This is a genomic window from Lachnoclostridium sp. Marseille-P6806 (genome assembly GCF_900625025.1).
Taxonomy (GTDB): domain Bacteria; phylum Bacillota; class Clostridia; order Lachnospirales; family Lachnospiraceae; genus CAG-791.
Window position 1 is genome coordinate 89,203 of the sequence record NZ_LR130581.1, and the last position, 16,647, is coordinate 105,849.

General features: G+C 52.6%; 11 protein-coding genes. 1 reads left to right on the forward strand and 10 read right to left on the reverse strand.

Going from position 1 to position 16,647, the window contains the following annotated elements:
* Nucleotides 1-210 precede the first annotated feature (210 nt).
* The 5 genes from E0E20_RS09910 to E0E20_RS09930 form a co-directional block, all read right to left on the reverse strand.
* Entirely contained in the window at nt 211-1,152 is a 942-nt protein-coding gene (locus E0E20_RS09910) for a dihydrodipicolinate synthase family protein (RefSeq protein ID WP_130838048.1), read from the reverse strand.
* Between the two features lie 77 nt (nt 1,153-1,229).
* Entirely contained in the window at nt 1,230-3,632 is a 2,403-nt protein-coding gene (locus tag E0E20_RS09915; protein ID WP_130838049.1) for a hypothetical protein, read from the reverse strand.
* A gap of 89 nt (nt 3,633-3,721) precedes the next feature.
* Nucleotides 3,722-5,371 carry an extracellular solute-binding protein gene (locus E0E20_RS09920; protein WP_165444062.1) on the reverse strand — a complete coding sequence of 550 codons (1,650 nt, stop codon included), beginning with the start codon at nt 5,369-5,371 and terminating at the stop codon, nt 3,722-3,724.
* A 48-nt stretch (nt 5,372-5,419) separates the two neighbouring features.
* Entirely contained in the window at nt 5,420-6,340 is a 921-nt protein-coding gene (locus E0E20_RS09925) for a carbohydrate ABC transporter permease (protein ID WP_130838051.1), read from the reverse strand.
* A gap of 19 nt (nt 6,341-6,359) precedes the next feature.
* The gene (locus E0E20_RS09930) at nt 6,360-7,316 is read right to left on the reverse strand and encodes an ABC transporter permease (RefSeq protein WP_165444063.1); all 957 of its coding nucleotides are present in this window, start codon (nt 7,314-7,316) and stop codon (nt 6,360-6,362) included.
* A gap of 351 nt (nt 7,317-7,667) precedes the next feature.
* Here E0E20_RS09930 and E0E20_RS09935 point away from each other — a divergent pair, with 351 nt between their 5' ends.
* Nucleotides 7,668-8,417 carry an IclR family transcriptional regulator gene (locus E0E20_RS09935; protein ID WP_130838053.1) on the forward strand — a complete coding sequence of 250 codons (750 nt, stop codon included), beginning with the start codon at nt 7,668-7,670 and terminating at the stop codon, nt 8,415-8,417.
* Nucleotides 8,418-8,581: 164 nt separating this feature from the next.
* On the opposite strand, the gene yicI is transcribed toward E0E20_RS09935, so the two are convergent.
* The 5 genes from yicI to nrdD all read right to left on the reverse strand — a co-directional run bounded on the left by yicI (nt 8,582) and on the right by nrdD (nt 16,424).
* Nucleotides 8,582-10,909, reverse strand: coding sequence for an alpha-xylosidase (gene yicI, locus E0E20_RS09940; protein ID WP_130838054.1), 2,328 nt, complete (start codon nt 10,907-10,909; stop codon nt 8,582-8,584).
* Nucleotides 10,910-11,168: 259 nt separating this feature from the next.
* The gene (gene nrdG / locus E0E20_RS09945; protein WP_130838055.1) at nt 11,169-11,690 is read right to left on the reverse strand and encodes an anaerobic ribonucleoside-triphosphate reductase activating protein; all 522 of its coding nucleotides are present in this window, start codon (nt 11,688-11,690) and stop codon (nt 11,169-11,171) included.
* Nucleotides 11,691-11,708: 18 nt separating this feature from the next.
* Nucleotides 11,709-12,590, reverse strand: coding sequence for a polysaccharide deacetylase family protein (locus tag E0E20_RS09950; protein ID WP_165444064.1), 882 nt, complete (start codon nt 12,588-12,590; stop codon nt 11,709-11,711).
* A gap of 173 nt (nt 12,591-12,763) precedes the next feature.
* The gene (locus E0E20_RS09955) at nt 12,764-13,948 is read right to left on the reverse strand and encodes an MmcQ/YjbR family DNA-binding protein (protein ID WP_130838057.1); all 1,185 of its coding nucleotides are present in this window, start codon (nt 13,946-13,948) and stop codon (nt 12,764-12,766) included.
* Nucleotides 13,949-14,219: 271 nt separating this feature from the next.
* Nucleotides 14,220-16,424 carry an anaerobic ribonucleoside-triphosphate reductase gene (nrdD, locus tag E0E20_RS09960; protein ID WP_130838088.1) on the reverse strand — a complete coding sequence of 735 codons (2,205 nt, stop codon included), beginning with the start codon at nt 16,422-16,424 and terminating at the stop codon, nt 14,220-14,222.
* Between the last annotated feature and the right edge of the window lie 223 nt (nt 16,425-16,647).

A 16,647-nucleotide genomic window follows, 5' to 3' on the forward strand; every position in this document is an offset into this window, starting at 1 on the left:
CCGGATGCACGCGATGCCCTTTGCTCGTGTCTGCAGGGATTTGGACGGAATCTATGCCCTCATCTATCACGCGCTGAAAGAAAAGAAAGAGGTGCATATCATCACAGTGAGATATACACCAAACAATTTCTGACAACTGAATATCAAAGAAGACAACCTGAACAATTTGGGGAAAATGTATATTCCCTTACAATATGCCAATAGTGACTCTCATAACAGTCCGGCACCGCTTTTAAGCGACGAACGGATCTTCCGTACAAGATCCTCCATCTGCTCCACTTCAGAAATAATGGTATCATTCATCTTCGCGCAGTCCTGCGTACGGCTGACAAGCTCGATCGGTACATTCCGAAGATGAGACAGATGCCATTTGGCATTGACCGGGTACAGCTGTCCCTCAATAAAGGAGCACATGGTCAGGATATCTGATACGGTGTCCGCGTTGGGATCATCAATATGGCTGCAAAGCCACTCATACAATTCCGGATGAAAATTTACCATGACGCCACAGTATCCATCCGCACCGTCGCGAAGGGACTCCAGAAGCGTCGCCGTATTTGCATTGAAGAGCCTGATCATACTGCCTTTGATCTGTGAGAGCTTTCTGCGGATCGTTGCCGCGTCGCAGCAGGTGTCCTTGACAAAATAGAACCTTTCCGTATCCACCATTGCTTTCATTTCTTCCTCGCTAATGACTCTTTTATAGGGATAGGGACATTCGTAGATGCCCAGCTTCATATCAGGATCGAGCTTATCGAGGAGCTTATGAAGATTGGAGATCCACACTTCACTCCCCTCACTCTGCTTTGCCAGACGATTGGAAAGGAGAATAACGGCATCTGCTCCGAGCCCCCATATTGCATTGAGCTCTTTGGCCTGATCCTCAATGCTGTCTGATGTATTGCCGCTGGCAATGACAGGAACTCTCCCTGCTGTCGCCTTGATTGTAATCTCTGTAATCTTCAGTCTCTCGCGAAACGTCAGATAAAAGATCTCGCTGGACTGGCAAGCGGCAAAAAGCCCGTTCACCCCGTTATTGATATACCACTCAGTCAGCCGACATAGTCCATCCTCGTCGATGCTGTTCTCCTTTGTGAAAGGAGTCAGCATGACAGGCCACACCTCACCGGCAAAATTGCTTGTCCCGCTCATAATCACTTATTCTCCATTTTGTATTCCTGTTCCCCGGATCAGAAGCCTCTGATAGTATAAAATATTCGGCAAGTCCTCTATTTTCTGATGATCCGGATCTCACTGACGGCAAATGCTTTCCGTGTTCCATAAACCTGCCATTTCAGTCTCAAGGTACCGCTGCTGTATGATTCTTTCGGAAGATCATAGATCCAGCAGGCCGCTTCGGACAATCCCTGACCGGGAATGCTGTCCGCCAGCAGGCAGTTTCCGGCCCAGAAATGGACCTGCATCTCTTCCCGCGGCGCCTGCATGAGGGATACTGATTTCTGAAGAGAATGCGGGTAGAAAACCCGAAGCTCATACTCAGCGTCCGGATCAAGAGAATCAAAGGTCACTTCCAGCGGAGTCCCATACAGTACTGTCGCATTGGCCGCCCAGCTGAGAGGCATGGGGAACTCGTAATACCAGCCATCCATCTCACGAAAAAGTGCAACGAGACCATAAATGCTGTGATCCATAAGAGGAGTCCTCAGATATCCGGGATCCTCTTTCCATGTCCTGTAATGTGTCACATGAGAAAAGCCCTCATAGCTTCCAAGATTACAGTAGATATTACCATCTCCGACGTTCCGTCCTGCATTCAGATGCTGAAGCGCTTTCGCCCTCTCCTCTTCACTGTCAAGCCTCTCGATCCTCTTAAAGCTCTGCATCAGATACTGATATTCATTAAGTGGCATCCCCGCCGTCTCAAGATAGGCTCCGCGAATCCAGTTCTGTCCCATATGACGCTTTACGGTCAGCTGGATACGGCAGGTCTGGTACAGCAGGTCTGCCAGCTTTTCCATTTCAAAGAGCAGCTCTTCTGCTGCCGGATGGTCCCTGCACTCGTTGAGCAGACTTCTGGCCTCTTTGATGACACAGACAGAACCTTTTTCCGTCACTTCATCGATAACTGCTCTCGCTTCTTTTTCTTTCTTCTGATCGAACCCGTATTTTTTTCTGATCCAGTAATCACTGAGGACTCTTAAATGCAGCATCTGATAGCGGTAATTCTTTTTGACGCGATTGCTGACCCTTTTGTCAATGATCTGTATCTTCCGATACATCTCATCGATATGTTCATTTTTAAGAACCGGTCCTTCCCAGTTCTTTTCCAGTCCCATCATGATCTCTGAGAGAGGCCCCACCAGCTCCGAATCGATGAACATGCGAATATAGTCCTCGATGGTCTCTCTTGCGCAGACGAAACTGTCAAAATCCTGATCTCCCCAGATCACCTTGTTGACATCATCATGAATCCCCTCTGAATAGGTAATTGCACCGCAGGTATAAGGCTCAATCTGATTGTGGATATATTTCATTCCCTCCGGGCGGGCATTATAGCTTTCTCTTCCCTCCGTCAGGGCAAATGCGTCATCCCATTCCGGGACAGGAAACTGACAATTCGTGTTATGGGAAATATCCGGATAGTTTCGGATATTATGCTGATATTTCGCAGGAAGCCTTGCGGCCATCTCCGCGATCTCATGTTGTTCCCACGGAGCAAAGCATACTCCCTCGACCCAGTCCGGTTCCTTGGCGATCTCCGCATAAAACTCATCATACCATCCGGGCTCCGGCTGGAAATGCTGGGGCGCAACCCAAACCTTTGCATCGGGATGGAACTTATGAAGGATGCGCACAAATTCCTCGGTCACTCTAAAAGCTTTCGCCGGCCAAAGAGAACCCGGATCCCCCAGCGGAACCAAAATGGCATCCAAATAAGGAATAGAAGAAAAGATCCTCTCTCTTTCCCTCAGCTCCCTGTACATACACTCCGGATCGTCATAATCCTTTCCTGTATTCGGATACCAGAGCCATACATCCATATGATAAGAACGGATCATCTTCGATGCCTCTATCATGAGCTCGAAAGGATCCTCCTTAAACTTCGCGGAATAGAGATTGTCATCCGTTTTCGGAGGAAGCAGCTCGATGGAATTGGCGCCGAACAGGGCCATATCGCGGATATAGCGCTCGTAGTCTGCAATGGTCCACGCAGAATACGTATTATTCTTATCACGATATCCCAGCTGATGTCCTCTCAGCGGGTATTGCGGAGTGATGGAAATACCATCCAGACTTTCCGGAATCAGAAGTTTTCTTTCGTGGAAAGAGAGCTTTCGAAGAATCCTGGCCATGCCATAAAACTCTCCTCTTTCGTCCCTGCCAAGAACGATAACGCGGACCCTGCCGTTTTCAGCAGTGACAATGCGGATCCTGAAGCCTTCTTTCCGACTTTCCTGTATGTCTTTGAACAGCTCGGGAATTTCCGGATACTCCCGAAGATTTTCTTCATGGTAAAATTCAAGGCTGACCTTTCCCGCCTCAGCACTCTGAGGCAGTTCGATTCCGCTCTTTCGCTTTACTTCCTCACAGAATACTTTCCGGATTTTGAGTTCAAAGACTGACGCAGAGGCCGCTGTAAACACGATCGAGGCTGTAATATCAATCATCATATTCACCTGTTATGGATTGAACAAAGCCAGGCTGCCCAATCGGACAGCCCAGCCTCTTACTCAGTGCGCTGACGATTACATGACTCAGATTACTGTAATGAACGCTGATAAGCGGTGTTATAGAGCTCTGCCAGTCTTTCTGTTCCTTGATCTTTCAGCGATTGAACAAAATCCGTCCACTCATTCAGGGTCCTGTTGCCATTAATGAACGAATCAATTTCCTGAGAGAAGACATTATCAATCGCCTGCTCAAGCTCAGTGACCTCTTCCTGCTCTTCTGTTGTGAATGTAGGTGCCGGCGTGTTGTAGCAGACTTCTCCTGCCTCAGTCCATTCACGGATCAGCTTGCCCTCTTCAATCATGGAGGGATCAGAGACCTGTGCGTACAGAGACTCATCAATGTAGTGACCAATTCCGAGGAGTCCGGCACCGAGAGCGCCTTGAATACCGGAGAAAACATCGGCGTCATTCCTGTGCCTGTCAATCAGATCCTGGCTGGTAATGATGTTTCCATCAAAATCTACGGTATAATCGACACCCTCCTCGCCAAAGTTGGTGACCATTCTTCCCTCTTCCGTATACATCCAGTTAATTGCCTGAAGAACCCTTTCCGGATACTCGGTATTAACATTCACGCAGGTGAACTCAGTCCAGTCTCTCTCATAGCGAAGAGCTCTCCTCGTATTATTTTCGCTCTCCATGGGCTCAATAATATCAAAATATGTGTCCTTGTTAAGCTGTTTCAGAACAGGATTGTAGACACGTCCGACGAAAGAGTTATTATCATAGACGACAGAGAGTCCGCCATTTGAGAGCTTCTCCTGCTCTGTATCCTTATCCATGGAAGCATAGTCGGGATCGAGAAGTCCATCCTTATAAGCATTTGCCATGAACGTAATAACCGAGAAGAAAGAATCCTCCGTCGGTCCATACAGCCACTTGTCCTGATCCGGCTCATAATACATACCGGACTTACTGAACGTCGGAAATCCACCGCTGCCCATGCTGAATGCGAACTGACCAAGCATGTATTTCGTCCCATTTCTGGTAGAAAAAACATAATTATCAGGATAGAGCTCCTTGATCTTAAGCATTACCTGATAGAACTCACCCCATGTCCCGGGCGTTTCCATTTTGGTCTCTGCCAGACGATCCATCCGAATAGCAGGAAGAGACGCGATATCGACACGGTCATATTCCAATGTCTGGAATCCATACATGCCTCCCTCTACTTCATAATTGCGAGTGGCCTTTGCTCGATCATCCGCCTGAACGATATCAAGGTAATCCCTGACATCCTCCTGATAATCATACAGATTCACGAACATCCCTGTAGGCGCATACTGCCTGAGTTCATCAATCGTGAGTCCCTGAATGACATCGGGAAGGTCATCTGATGCAAGTGCAACGGACTTCTTGGTTGCAAAATCCGCATCAGGAATCAGCTGGAGCTTAATCTTGACATTCAGAGCTTTCTCGATCATGGAGACGATCTTGTTCTCCTCGGACATAGGCTGAACCGAAGACTGGGACCTCATCCAGGTAATGGTGATCAGCTCTTCCGAAGAGCTGCTCTCTGCCTGGGCTCCGGCTGCGGCAGTCGATGTTTCAGATTCCGTGCCGTCATCTGAAACATTGCTGCCTGATGCGGAAGATGCCCCGCAGCCTGCCATCAATCCGACTGTCATCATCGCTGAGACAGCACCGGCCATGATTCGCTGTAAATTATGCTTTTTCATACCTCTCCTCCTATACATCATGAATCTATATTGTGCGGATTCCCGCAATTAACCCTTAATAGATCCGACCATAACGCCCTTGACAAAATACTTCTGAACGAAAGGATATACGACCAGGATCGGAGCCGTCGTAATGAAGATGACCGCGTATTTGATGTTCTTGCCGAGAACAGCGGAATCTCCCGCAACGGTAGCGGTGCCGGTCGCCGCATTGTTGCTGCCCATAACGATATTTCTGAGCAGCAGCTGCATCGGATATTTATTGGAATCATCCAGATAAAGAAGAGCCGGAATAAAAGCGTTCCATATCTGAACGGCATAAAACAGAACGATGGTCGCAATAACCGCTTTGGACAGAGGGAGAATAATCTTTATGAAGATCGTCCAGTCATTTCCACCATCAAGATAAGCTGACTCATACAGCTCTTCCGGTATTCCCTGAAAGAACGTCCTCATGATAATCATGTACCAGACACTGATGGCTCCCGGAACAACCATAGCCCAGATCGTGTTCTTGATGTGCAGTGATGACACTATCATGTAATTGGCGACCAGCCCGGAATCAAAGAACATGGTAAATGTGACAATAAAAGTAATCATTCCTCTCCCGAACATTTTTTTCCTTGATAAAGGATATGCGCACAGGGCCGTCATAACGACCGCGATCAGCGTTCCTACAACGGTATACAGGACAGAGTTCCAGAAAGACCGGACAACGGAAGAATATCCGAGCGCAATTTTATATGCTTTGAAATTAACGCCGATCGGGTATAGGACGACCTCTCCTCTTGTGACGGCATAACCATCACTGATCGAGACGATGAACATATAGTAGATCGGGTAAATGACCATCACACAGCAGAAGATCAGGATGATGGCAGTGATGATCCCAAACGCATGCTCACCGGGTGTTTTTCGCATCCTGTGAGGCTTCTTACTGTAATTCGATCGCATTAATATTTGTTCCATAATTCCCTCTCATCCGGATTTACCAAAGGCTCGCAGCGCCAATCTTATCTGCCGCTTTGTTCGCTGCAAAAATAAGGATCAGTGACAGCATTGCCTGAAATATACTGATTGCTGCTCCGTAGCTGTAATTCGCGTTGATCAGGCCTCTGCGATAAACATATGTTGAAATGACATCTGCTGTGGAATAGGTGGATCCGGTGTAGAGCAGCAGTATCTTCTCATACCCTACGGTAAGCATTCTTCCGACCATCAGAAGAAATTGAATGGAAATAATCGAGGCGATTCCCGGAAGACTGACGTGCAGAACCTGCTGCCATCTTGTCGCTCCGTCGATCGAAGCCGCTTCATAAAGCTGCTGGTCGACCCCGGACAGAGCTGCCAGATAGATAATGGATCCCCATCCCGCATGCTGCCAGATTTCGGTAATAACATAAATCGGACGAAACCATGAGGGATCGGACATATACGTTTTTGCCTCTCCCCCGAAAAAGACAACCGCCTCATTGATCAGTCCGTCCGTTGCAAAGATATTCACTACCAAGCTGCAGACAACGACCGTTGAAATGAAATAGGGAAGATAGGTAATCGTCTGGACCAGTTTTTTCGCCATATAATTCTTTACTTCGTTGATCAGAAGCGCCAGGATAATCGGCACCGGGAAGTAAAAAACCAGGCACCAGAGACTGATCAGGACAGTATTCTTCAGGATGCTGTAAAAATAAGGATCTTTGAGGAACATCTTAAAGTACTTGAGTCCTACCCATTTGCTCTTCCAGAATCCGGCATGAGCATTGAAGTTCTTAAATGCAATACCCAGCCAGCCGATTGCTCCATACTTAAAAATGATAAAGTACAGGATTGGAAATGCGATCATTGCATAAAGACAGCGGTTCTTATAAAGCTGTTTCTTTACATATTTCCATCCATGTGCCGAGCCGCCTCTTCCTGTATTTCCGGTCATTTCCCCTGCTTTCATATGAATCCTCCATGCCAGTACCAGCATTTGTCTGCTTTTGCAATCGGGACACTCCTGATGCTGCCTGCGCAAAGCTTGTCCGCAATTCTCCCGGCGTTTTATCAATTGTTTTCATCTGTACAGATCGCCTCAAAATTTATTGTTTATTATTAATAAACATCGTTTTATTTATTATACAATTACATTATATCTCTCTATTTTTCTGGTGTCATCGCGTGGGTATGCACATATTTATATTGATTTATTGTGCATGTTTACTACTTTTATGTACTTCTATTTATTATTATTAAACATTTTTTATTTTATGTTATAATATCTATTAATAATTCATTTTCTTTTCTGGAGGAAAATATGAAAGAAGAAGCTAAGGTAAAGTCCCTGATCAAGGCAATTCAGGTACTGGAATGCTTTACAACAAAAGATCCGGTTCTGGGCGTATCGGAAATTGCCCGAAAACTCGGATATAATAAAGCAACCGTCTATAACATCATGGATACTTACGCATCCATGGGATATCTGGTACAGGATCCTGCGACATCCAAGTATCATCTTGGGCTGAAGCTGCTTCAATTCAGCTATGTGATCAATCAGCAGATGGACCTGACCCGCCGTATGGAGCCTTATCTGCAGCAGATTGCCAACAAAACGTCGGAAACGGTATTTCTGGCAGTGCCTTATGAGGATCAGGTTCTCTATCTTGCAACAAGAACGCCCCATACTACCGTTCCCCGCACCATTCTTGGAGAAAAAGCACCCATGTATTGTACCGGGCTCGGGAAATGCCTGCTGGCTTTCACCTCTGAGGATAAAAGACCTGCTCTTCCGGACACTTTTCCTGCTTTTACCAACAATACCATCACGACGGGAGCGCGCCTGAAAGACGAGCTCAAACTGATCCGCGCCAGAGGCTATGCCATTGATAATATGGAGCATGAGTTCGGTGTATCCTGCGTTGCCGTACCTGTCTTTGACCACGACAAGGAGCCTGTCTGTGCCGTCAGCGTTTCCGGCCCCTCTCTGCGTTTTGACGTCAGTACCATTGAGAACATCTACAAAATCTGCAGCGAGGTTCTCCGAGAAGTTCAATATGCCATTTGGTAACTAAGTCAATGCTGTCGCGCATAAAGGTAAGTGTTTTTCGAGAACTTTTGTTATCGTAAAGGAAAAAGCCCCGGAGCAAAACGCCCCGGGGCAAAGCCGCCGATATGATCCGATATGCCTTTTCCGCGCCGGAATACGCGGCTTCCCCGCTCCCGGCTCAGGCTTCAGATTTCCGTGATCTCCTGCGTGAGCGCGCCCTCTCTCTCCGTGCCGTCGGCATCGTGAATGACATAGGAGACGCCAAAGCCGGCGTCCGAGAGCGTGAAGCGGATCCGGCCGTTCTCTGTGCGCTCCGCGGCGGCGCGCAGGATGGTCCGCCCCTTGGTATCGGGAATCTCACAGACCGCCCGCCGCTCCTCTCCGGCCCGCTCCGCCGGCAGGTAATAATGGAGCGTCACGCCCTCTGCATACTCGTAATCCGGCTTTTCGCCGTTCCTGCCGATGGCCAGCAGAGTATTTTCCCGGACAAAAACCGGCATATGGAAATAATCATAGCTCCGGCGGTGCCAGCGGCCGCCCTCTCTCCGCTCTCCGTCAAGGAGATTCATCCAGCGTCCCTCCGGCAGATAGAACTCCGCCTCGCCCCGGTCGTTGAAAATCGGCGCGACGAGCAGAGAATCCCCCAGCATATACTGCTGATCGAGGTATTTGCAGGCGGGATCGCCGGGGAACTCGAACGGCATCGGCCGCATAACCGGCGTACCTTTTTCGTGCGCCCTGACCGCCATCGAGAAGAGGTAGGGCATCAGACGGCATTTGAGCGCGCTGAACGTCTTCGCCACCTCGCAGGCCTCCTCATCAAAGATCCACGGCACGCGATAGCTGTCCGAGCCGTGCAGGCGGCTGTGCGTCGAAAAAATGCCGAACTGGAGCCATCTCTTGTAAAGGTCCGGCGTCGCCGTACTCTCAAAGCCCGAGATATCATGGCTCCAGAACGAAAAGCCGCTCATCGCAAACGAAAGGCCGCCGCGCAGCGTCTCCGCCATGGAGCCGTAGCTTGCAAAGCAGTCTCCTCCCCAGTGCACCGGAAACTGCTGCGAGCCGGCGGTCGCGCTGCGGGCGAAGAGAACCGCATCGCTCCGTCCCCTCTCCTCCTCAAGAAGAGAGAACACGGTTCTGTTATACAGATAGGTATAGTAATTGTGCATCGTCATCGGATCGCTGCCGTCGGAATATTCCACGTCGATCGGGATACGCTCGCCGAAATCCGTCTTGAAGCAGTCGACGCCGGCCTCCAGCAGACCCCGGAGTTTATTTTGATACCATGCCGCAGCATCCGGATTCGTGAAATCGACAAGCGCCATGCCGGGCTGCCATGAGTCGAGCTGCTTCACGCCCCGCCCGTCGCTCCGCATCAGGAAATATCCGCCCTCCACTCCCTCGCGGAACGCCTGCGTGTTCTGCGCGATGTACGGATTAATCCACGCGCAGATGCAAAGCCCTTTCGCGTGATACCTCTCCAGCATCCCCTTTACATCGGAAAACTGCTCATCATCCCACTCGAAATCGCACCACTGGAGCGCTTTCATCCAGTAGCAGTCGAAGTGGAACACCCGGAACGGGATCTCCCTCTCCTGCATACCGTCAATCATTTCCGTGACCGTCTTTTCATCGTACTGCGGCTTGAAGCAGGTAGACAGCCACAGGCCGAAGCTCCATGCCGGCGGAAGCGCGGGTTTCCCGGTCAGCGCCGTATAAGCCCCCACGATATCCGCCGGCGTTCTGCCGTAAAACAGGTGATACCGGAGCTGCTCCCCCTCAATGGAAAAGCCGACATACTCGACCTTTTCGCTGCCGACCTCAAAGGAGACCGGGCCCGCGTGATCGACAAAAACGCCATAGCTCTCGCTCGTCATATAGAACGGGATGTTCTTGTAGGCAACGCCGGAGGCCGTGCCGCCGTCCTCGTTCCACATATCGACGGTCTGTCCGTTCTTTACAAAGGGCGTAAAGCGCTCGCCGAGGCCGTACACCGTCTCTCCCGGCTTCAGCGACAGCTCGTTCACCATGTAGGGCGTATAGTCCTCCATGAGATAATCGGCCTCCGGCCCTTTGGAGGCCGGGATGCGGTCGCGCCGCATATAGCCGAGATTGCGGAAGCCGCAGGAGGTGAGGAGCTTCCCCTCCGCCTCGAAGCGGTATGACCAGTTCTCCCGGTTCACGCGGACCGTGATATCGCCCGCCCGCATAAGCACCTCGCCCTCCGTCTCCGTGATCGTGACCGGGTCCGGATTCTCATGCAGCGCAAAGCGGGGCTCCCCGGAATCATAGCCCTGATAGTGCGTCGCCGTCACCGCAATGTCGTTGTGTCCCGCGGACTGAAAATCCACGAGAAGAACCGTCAGATCAAGCGCATCCGCGCGGGAGCGGATCGGACGCTCCGGCGCGACGATGCGCATGCCGTTCGGAATGCGCTCGACACGGAACGCCTGCGAGGCGTAGGATGCCTGTACTCTTTCACTGCGAAGCCAGTAGCCGTCTGTAAATTTCATAGTCGTTCCTTTCCTGTCTGTTCTGTTTTCCCCGGCACGCAAAAAATATGGAAGCATATAAAAAGCGTGTGTTCCGGAGTGATCCGCCTGCTGCGGCCCTGTCTCCAGAATACACGCTCTGTCTGTAAAAAGTTGTATAAATCTCTTTGAAAAATGTACGCGTCCTCCCGCACGCCGGGCCGATATCCGCCGCAGGTATCAGCGCGGCACAGGCCGCTGCCGTTGTGACCCGCCGGCCTCCGGTAATGAATCTGCCGTGTCAGTCGAGGTATTTCACCGGCACGCCTGTCTCCCGGGTTTTCCTGAGATCGAGCACCCGCTGATTTTCCGAACCGCGGAACGCGAGGGAAAGGTTCTTTTTCTCCTCAACAAAGGGACCGTCCACCAGAATGTCGATATACGAGAGCATTTCATCCGTCACCTCGCAGTGGCGGCGCTGTCCCTCCTGCAGATCCTTTTCGTAGACAAAGCCGGTATAGCTCCAGACCGTCTTGTCCGGAAAGCGCTCTTTCACTTTCCGCAGGAGTCCTACCAGCACGCGCTGATTCTGCGGCTCGAACGGCTCCCCCCCAAGCAGCGTGAGGCCGTCGATCATCGGCCGGTCCAGCAGAGAAAGAAGCTTTGCCTCGGTCTCCTCCGTGTATTCCTGCCCGTAGCAGAAATCCCATGTCTGGGGCTGAAAGCAGCCCTTGCAGCAGTTGGTGCAGCCGGAGACAAAGAGCGTCACGCGGACTCCCTCGCCGTCTGCAATATCAAGATCCTTGATGTTCCCGTAGTACATTGCTTACTCCTGACTGGCTCACATTTCCTTTTTGGACAGAAGCCGTACCGTCTCTCCCGCTCCGACGCAGACCGTCTCCCGGTCAAAGGAGCTTCCGAGCCACACCGGTGTGGCGGACGGGTTCTGCACACTCGAGGAATCCGCGCTGAAAATCAGGCTCTTCCATGCCGCCACATAGCTCTCAATCTCGCCGTTTGTCGCATACCAGACGTCGTCCCGGCCGCCGAGGAGCTCCAGCAGCTTCTCCATGCGCTTCCAGTTGTCGTCCTGATCGAACTCATAGGCATGTCCCCAGATATAAAAGAGCTTTGCCGGACTGAAAAAGGAAAAATACGACTTATCCGACAAAAATTCCTCCGCAAGCTCGAACAGCTTTTCCGCGTTGTGGTGACAGGTCGGATCCCAGCGCAGGAAGTCCTGCGGAATGTCAAAGCGCTCCGTCGATACGACCGTTCTCGCATAGCGCAGCCCGCTCGCCTGCGCGGCCTTTACGATCGTATCGTCATTGGTTCCGAACGCGTAGGCGTAGCCGGTGACCGGCTGCCGGAGGAGCTCCTCCAGCGCGGCGCGACTCTTTAAGATCTCGTTCACACAACGGGCCGTATCCATGCCGGACATAGCCGCGTGCTCCCAGCCGTGCGCGGCGATCTCCTGCCCGCGGTAGACCTCCGGAACACGCTCTGCTGAAAGCTTGTTGTGGGCGACCTCCCGCTTGCCGCCCGTCACCCGTCCGTTCCTGCCGAACAGTCCCGGGTTCAGATTGAACGTCCCCCGTACGCCGTGCGCGCGCATCACCTCCGTGAGGCGCAGATCCTGCTCCACGCCGTCGTCATAGCTGAATGTCAGACATTTTGTTTTTCCGCCCGGCCAGTAAATCCGGTCCCTTGCCATAAAGCTCATGCTTTTCCTCTTTCCCGCGAGGCGAATTTCAAATTCGCCGATGCGATCTACGACTCGGTGCATCGCACCGAGGTCGGAGCTTGAACGTTCTGCATCAGCAGAACGTTCAAGCTTATACTCCCCGCCGCGTCCCCTGCGGCATTGATATCGGTCCCGTTTCTATCGTTTCATTATTATCGGTTCCGCTCAATATACTCGATCAGCTCCCGGGGCATAAAGCGCGGCCCCCGCACCGTCGTCACGCCGAATTTCGACATGACGGTTTTCAGGCCGAACTTCCCTTTCTCGTAGCGCTCCATGATGTGGACATTCATTCCCTCACTCTCCCAGTCGGGATAGTGAATATGCGTCCCGGTCACCTGACACTTATAGAGAATCGCGGAATACGGCACGCCGACGTACAGGTAGACAATATCACCGACCTCGATTCCTTTCCCCTGCTTCCAGTCGGAATCGTCATTGCTGTCGAAGTCGCTGCATACGTCATAATATTTCAGATTGGCGGGAACGACCCAGTCGCGGCAGCCCGCGGGCCGTCTGAGCCCCGCCCTTCCGCCCGTGAGGCGCCGGCTCTGCGCAACCAGCTCCATGATCCTCTTATCGCTCAGCGTATCGTCGAGCCGCACGGAAATCCATGTCCGGTGATTCATATGAAACGCGGGGGTGATGCCCCTCTCGCAATGCAGCGCCGCGCCGTCCTCCGGAGGGATTTTGAGATTCATGACATCAATGAGGACCGCTTCCCCGGGCGCTTCCTGCTCCCCTTTCTCTGTCTCCCCGGCTTCCGGCTTCTCTGTTTCCGCCCCCGCTCTCTTCCGCTTCCCGGGCCCTTTGCCCGGGCCGTCTCTCTTCTTCTCCGGCGCCTCGCTCTTTGCGATCTCGGACTGGAGCTTGCGCTCATCAATCCGCATGATGAGTCCGTACCACTTCCGGTCCGCCGCGTGGCGGAACACACCGCTCGCCTTATTTCCATCGTCCCACGGAAAATCCGGCCGGTCGCCGTAAAGCGCGCGAATCCGCTCGGTGATCCGGTTCGCCTGCGGCGATACAAACGGAAGCTCCGTTCCGCAGTGCTCCGCAATATCCCGGAGGAGCTCCTCGTATTCATAGCGGAGCGTGCTGACATACGGTCCGGTCTGCCATGCCGCGCGGAGCGGCAGGTATTCCTCGTCCGTCATCCGATCAATGACTGATCCGGTTAATAACCCGTCCTCCGAAACATGGATCGCCGCCCGGAAGTCTCCGTCCATCAGCTCTCTGCCGTAATCATAGCCGTTCTCCGTCCGGACAAAGCCGTACGGAACGAGCTTCTCCGGATGAATCACGGTTCTTTCAAACACATCGCTCTCAATGCTCATCGCTGTCTTTCCGGAAACCGCCTCCTCTCACAACGATCATATGCTTTTTATCGGCGTTATTCAATCGGCAGGACGCAGCGCCGGATATAAAAATACAGGTGCCGCTTCAAACAGGTTCCGTTTCAAAGCACAGCCTGCATCCGGCGGATATAAAAAGCAGGGACCGCCGATACGCGTGTCCCTGCCGTTACGTCTGTCCCTACTGTTACACCTGTCAGAAAAATCTAATCTGCCTTTATTCTTTCTGATATCTGCCCGAATACCGGCCATCTTACAGATGCAGCACCCGGTCCGCAATCTCCGCGGTTCTCCCCTGATTCCAGTACTGCGTACCGATGTAGCCGCAGGTGCGCCTTGCCACGTGCATCTTCGTCTGATCCGTGTTTCCGCAGTTGGGGCACTGCCATATGAGCTTTCCGGTGTCGTCCTTCACAATCCGGATCTCCCCGTCAAAGCCGCAGACATCGCAGTAATCACTCTTGGTATTGAGCTCCGCATAGAGAATCGAATCATAAATGTGCCGCAGGATCCGCATGACCGCCGGAATGTTCTGGTTCATATCCGGCACCTCAACGTAGCTGATCGCGCCGCCCGGAGAGAGCTTCTGGAACTCCGCCTCTTTCGTGAGCTTGGAAAACGCGTCGATGTTCTCGGTCACGTGAATGTGATAGCTGTTGGTGATATAGTTCCGGTCCGTCACGCCCGGGATCTTGCCGAAGCGCTTCTGCAGGCACTTTGCAAACTTATAGGTCGTGGATTCCAGCGGCGTCCCGTAGACCGAATAATCGATGTTTTCCGCCTTTTTCCATGCCGCACAGCTGTCGTTCAGAAGCTGCATGACCTTTATGCCGAACTCTTTGCCCGCCTCGCTGGTGTGCGAGACGCCTTTCATGTAATAGACGCACTCCGCAAGCCCCGCATAGCCGAGCGAAATCGTGGAATATCCGTCGTACAGCAGCCTGTCGATCGTCTCTCCCGGCTCAAGACGGGCCAGAGCGCCGTCCTGCCAGAGTATCGGCGCGACGTCCGAGGGCGTCCCGAGAAGCCGCTCATGGCGGATGCGGAGCGCGCGGTGGCACATATCGAGGCGTTCTTTCATAATCTCCCAGAACTTCTCCTCGTCGCCGCCGGAGCTGCACGCCGCGTCCACAAGGTTGATCGTGACCACCCCTTGATTGAAGCGCCCGTAGTACTTATGCTTCTTCTCATCATAATTCGCCGCCCGCGCAATATTGCCGATCCCCGCGTCGGTGAAGCGGTCGGGCGTGAGGAAAGAACGGCAGCCCATGCAGGGATAGACGTCCCCCTTGAGCTCAAGGGCCTTTTTCTCGGAAATATAGTCCGGAACCAGTCTCTTCGCCGTGCACTTCGCGGCGAGCTCCGTGAGATAATAGTATTTGCTCCCCTCCGTGATATTGTCCTCCTGCAGGACATAGATCAGCTTCGGGAACGCCGGGGCAATATACACGCCGCTCCGGTCCTTGACGCCGAGGATGCGCTGCGCGAGCATGACCTCGATGATCATGGCGAGGTCCTCTCGCGTGCGCCCCTCCGGCACCTCGTTCAGATAGAGGAAAACCGTGACGAAAGGCGCCTGTCCGTTGGTGGACTGAAGCGTAATGAGCTGATACTGGATCGTCTGACAGCCGGACTCCACCTCCTTGCGGACCTCTTTTTCCACAAGAACCGCAAACTTATCCTCCGGAAGCTCCACGCCCGCAGCCTGCAGCTCGCTCGCAAGTCTCCTGCGGATCTTCTGCCGGCTGACGTCGACATAGGGCGCCAGATGGGACATGGTGATGGTCTGCCCGCCGTACTGCGAGGAGGCCACCTGCGCGACGATCTGGCTCGCCACTGTGCAGGCCGTGTTGAAGCTGTGCGGGGTGTCGATCCTCGTTCCGCTGATGCAGGTCCCGTTGTCCAGCATATCCTCGAGATTGACCAGATCGCAGTTGTGCATGTGCTGCGCAAAATAGTCCGCGTCGTGGAAGTGGATCACGCCCTCCTTGTGTGCCCGGACGATGTCCTCGGGCAGAAGATAGCGGTCCGTGTAGTAGCGGCTCCACTCGCCGGCCATGTAGTCTCTCTGTACGGAGAGCACGGTCGGGTTCTTATTGGAGTTCTCCTGCTTGACCTCCTCATTGTCGCGCTCGACGACGCCCGCGATCTTCTGATCGATGTCGCTCATCTTGCGCATTTCATTGTGCTTGTAGCGATAGGTAATGTAGAGGCGCGCGACCTTCGTCTTCCCCGAGGCCATGAGGGCATCCTCCACCTTATCCTGTATCTCCTCGACCGAGAGATCGCGGCCCGCATTGCCGGCATCCTTGGCAATGCCGTCCACGATGAGGCGGATCTGCTCCTCCGTCAGACGCTCGCTGACGATCCCCTCCTCGTTGTTGGCCTTGACGATCGCTCCGGCGATCTTCTCCGCGTCAAAGGGCACACGCTCCCCCGAACGCTTCATAACACACATTTTTCTGCTATCCTCAACGGATGCGTTTCCATCCAATGTCTCGTTATACATAGTCCCCTCCAGAATTATCTGCGCCGGGCTCCCTCTGCGAAATGTGCCGCTCCCTGTCCGGAATAGGCGGGAAGCTCCCCGTGCAAGAGCTATTATAGCCAGCGCCGGACGAAATATCCAGTCCATTTTTAACAAAACACAATATTTAGTGGTTTTATACAAAAATCCCATC

Coding starts and splice junctions, on each gene's coding strand:
- E0E20_RS09915 (WP_130838049.1), bottom strand. CDS start 3,632: ATGATGATTGATATTACAGCCTCGATCGTGTTTACAGCGGCCTCTGCG.
- E0E20_RS09920 (WP_165444062.1), bottom strand. CDS start 5,371: ATGAAAAAGCATAATTTACAGCGAATCATGGCCGGTGCTGTCTCAGCG.
- E0E20_RS09955 (WP_130838057.1), bottom strand. CDS start 13,948: ATGAGCATTGAGAGCGATGTGTTTGAAAGAACCGTGATTCATCCGGAG.
- yicI (WP_130838054.1), bottom strand. CDS start 10,909: ATGAAATTTACAGACGGCTACTGGCTTCGCAGTGAAAGAGTACAGGCA.
- E0E20_RS09930 (WP_165444063.1), bottom strand. CDS start 7,316: ATGAAAGCAGGGGAAATGACCGGAAATACAGGAAGAGGCGGCTCGGCA.
- E0E20_RS09910 (WP_130838048.1), bottom strand. CDS start 1,152: ATGAGCGGGACAAGCAATTTTGCCGGTGAGGTGTGGCCTGTCATGCTG.
- E0E20_RS09925 (WP_130838051.1), bottom strand. CDS start 6,340: ATGGAACAAATATTAATGCGATCGAATTACAGTAAGAAGCCTCACAGG.
- nrdD (WP_130838088.1), bottom strand. CDS start 16,424: ATGTGTGTTATGAAGCGTTCGGGGGAGCGTGTGCCCTTTGACGCGGAG.
- nrdG (WP_130838055.1), bottom strand. CDS start 11,690: ATGTACTACGGGAACATCAAGGATCTTGATATTGCAGACGGCGAGGGA.
- E0E20_RS09950 (WP_165444064.1), bottom strand. CDS start 12,590: ATGAGCTTTATGGCAAGGGACCGGATTTACTGGCCGGGCGGAAAAACA.
- E0E20_RS09935 (WP_130838053.1), top strand. CDS start 7,668: ATGAAAGAAGAAGCTAAGGTAAAGTCCCTGATCAAGGCAATTCAGGTA.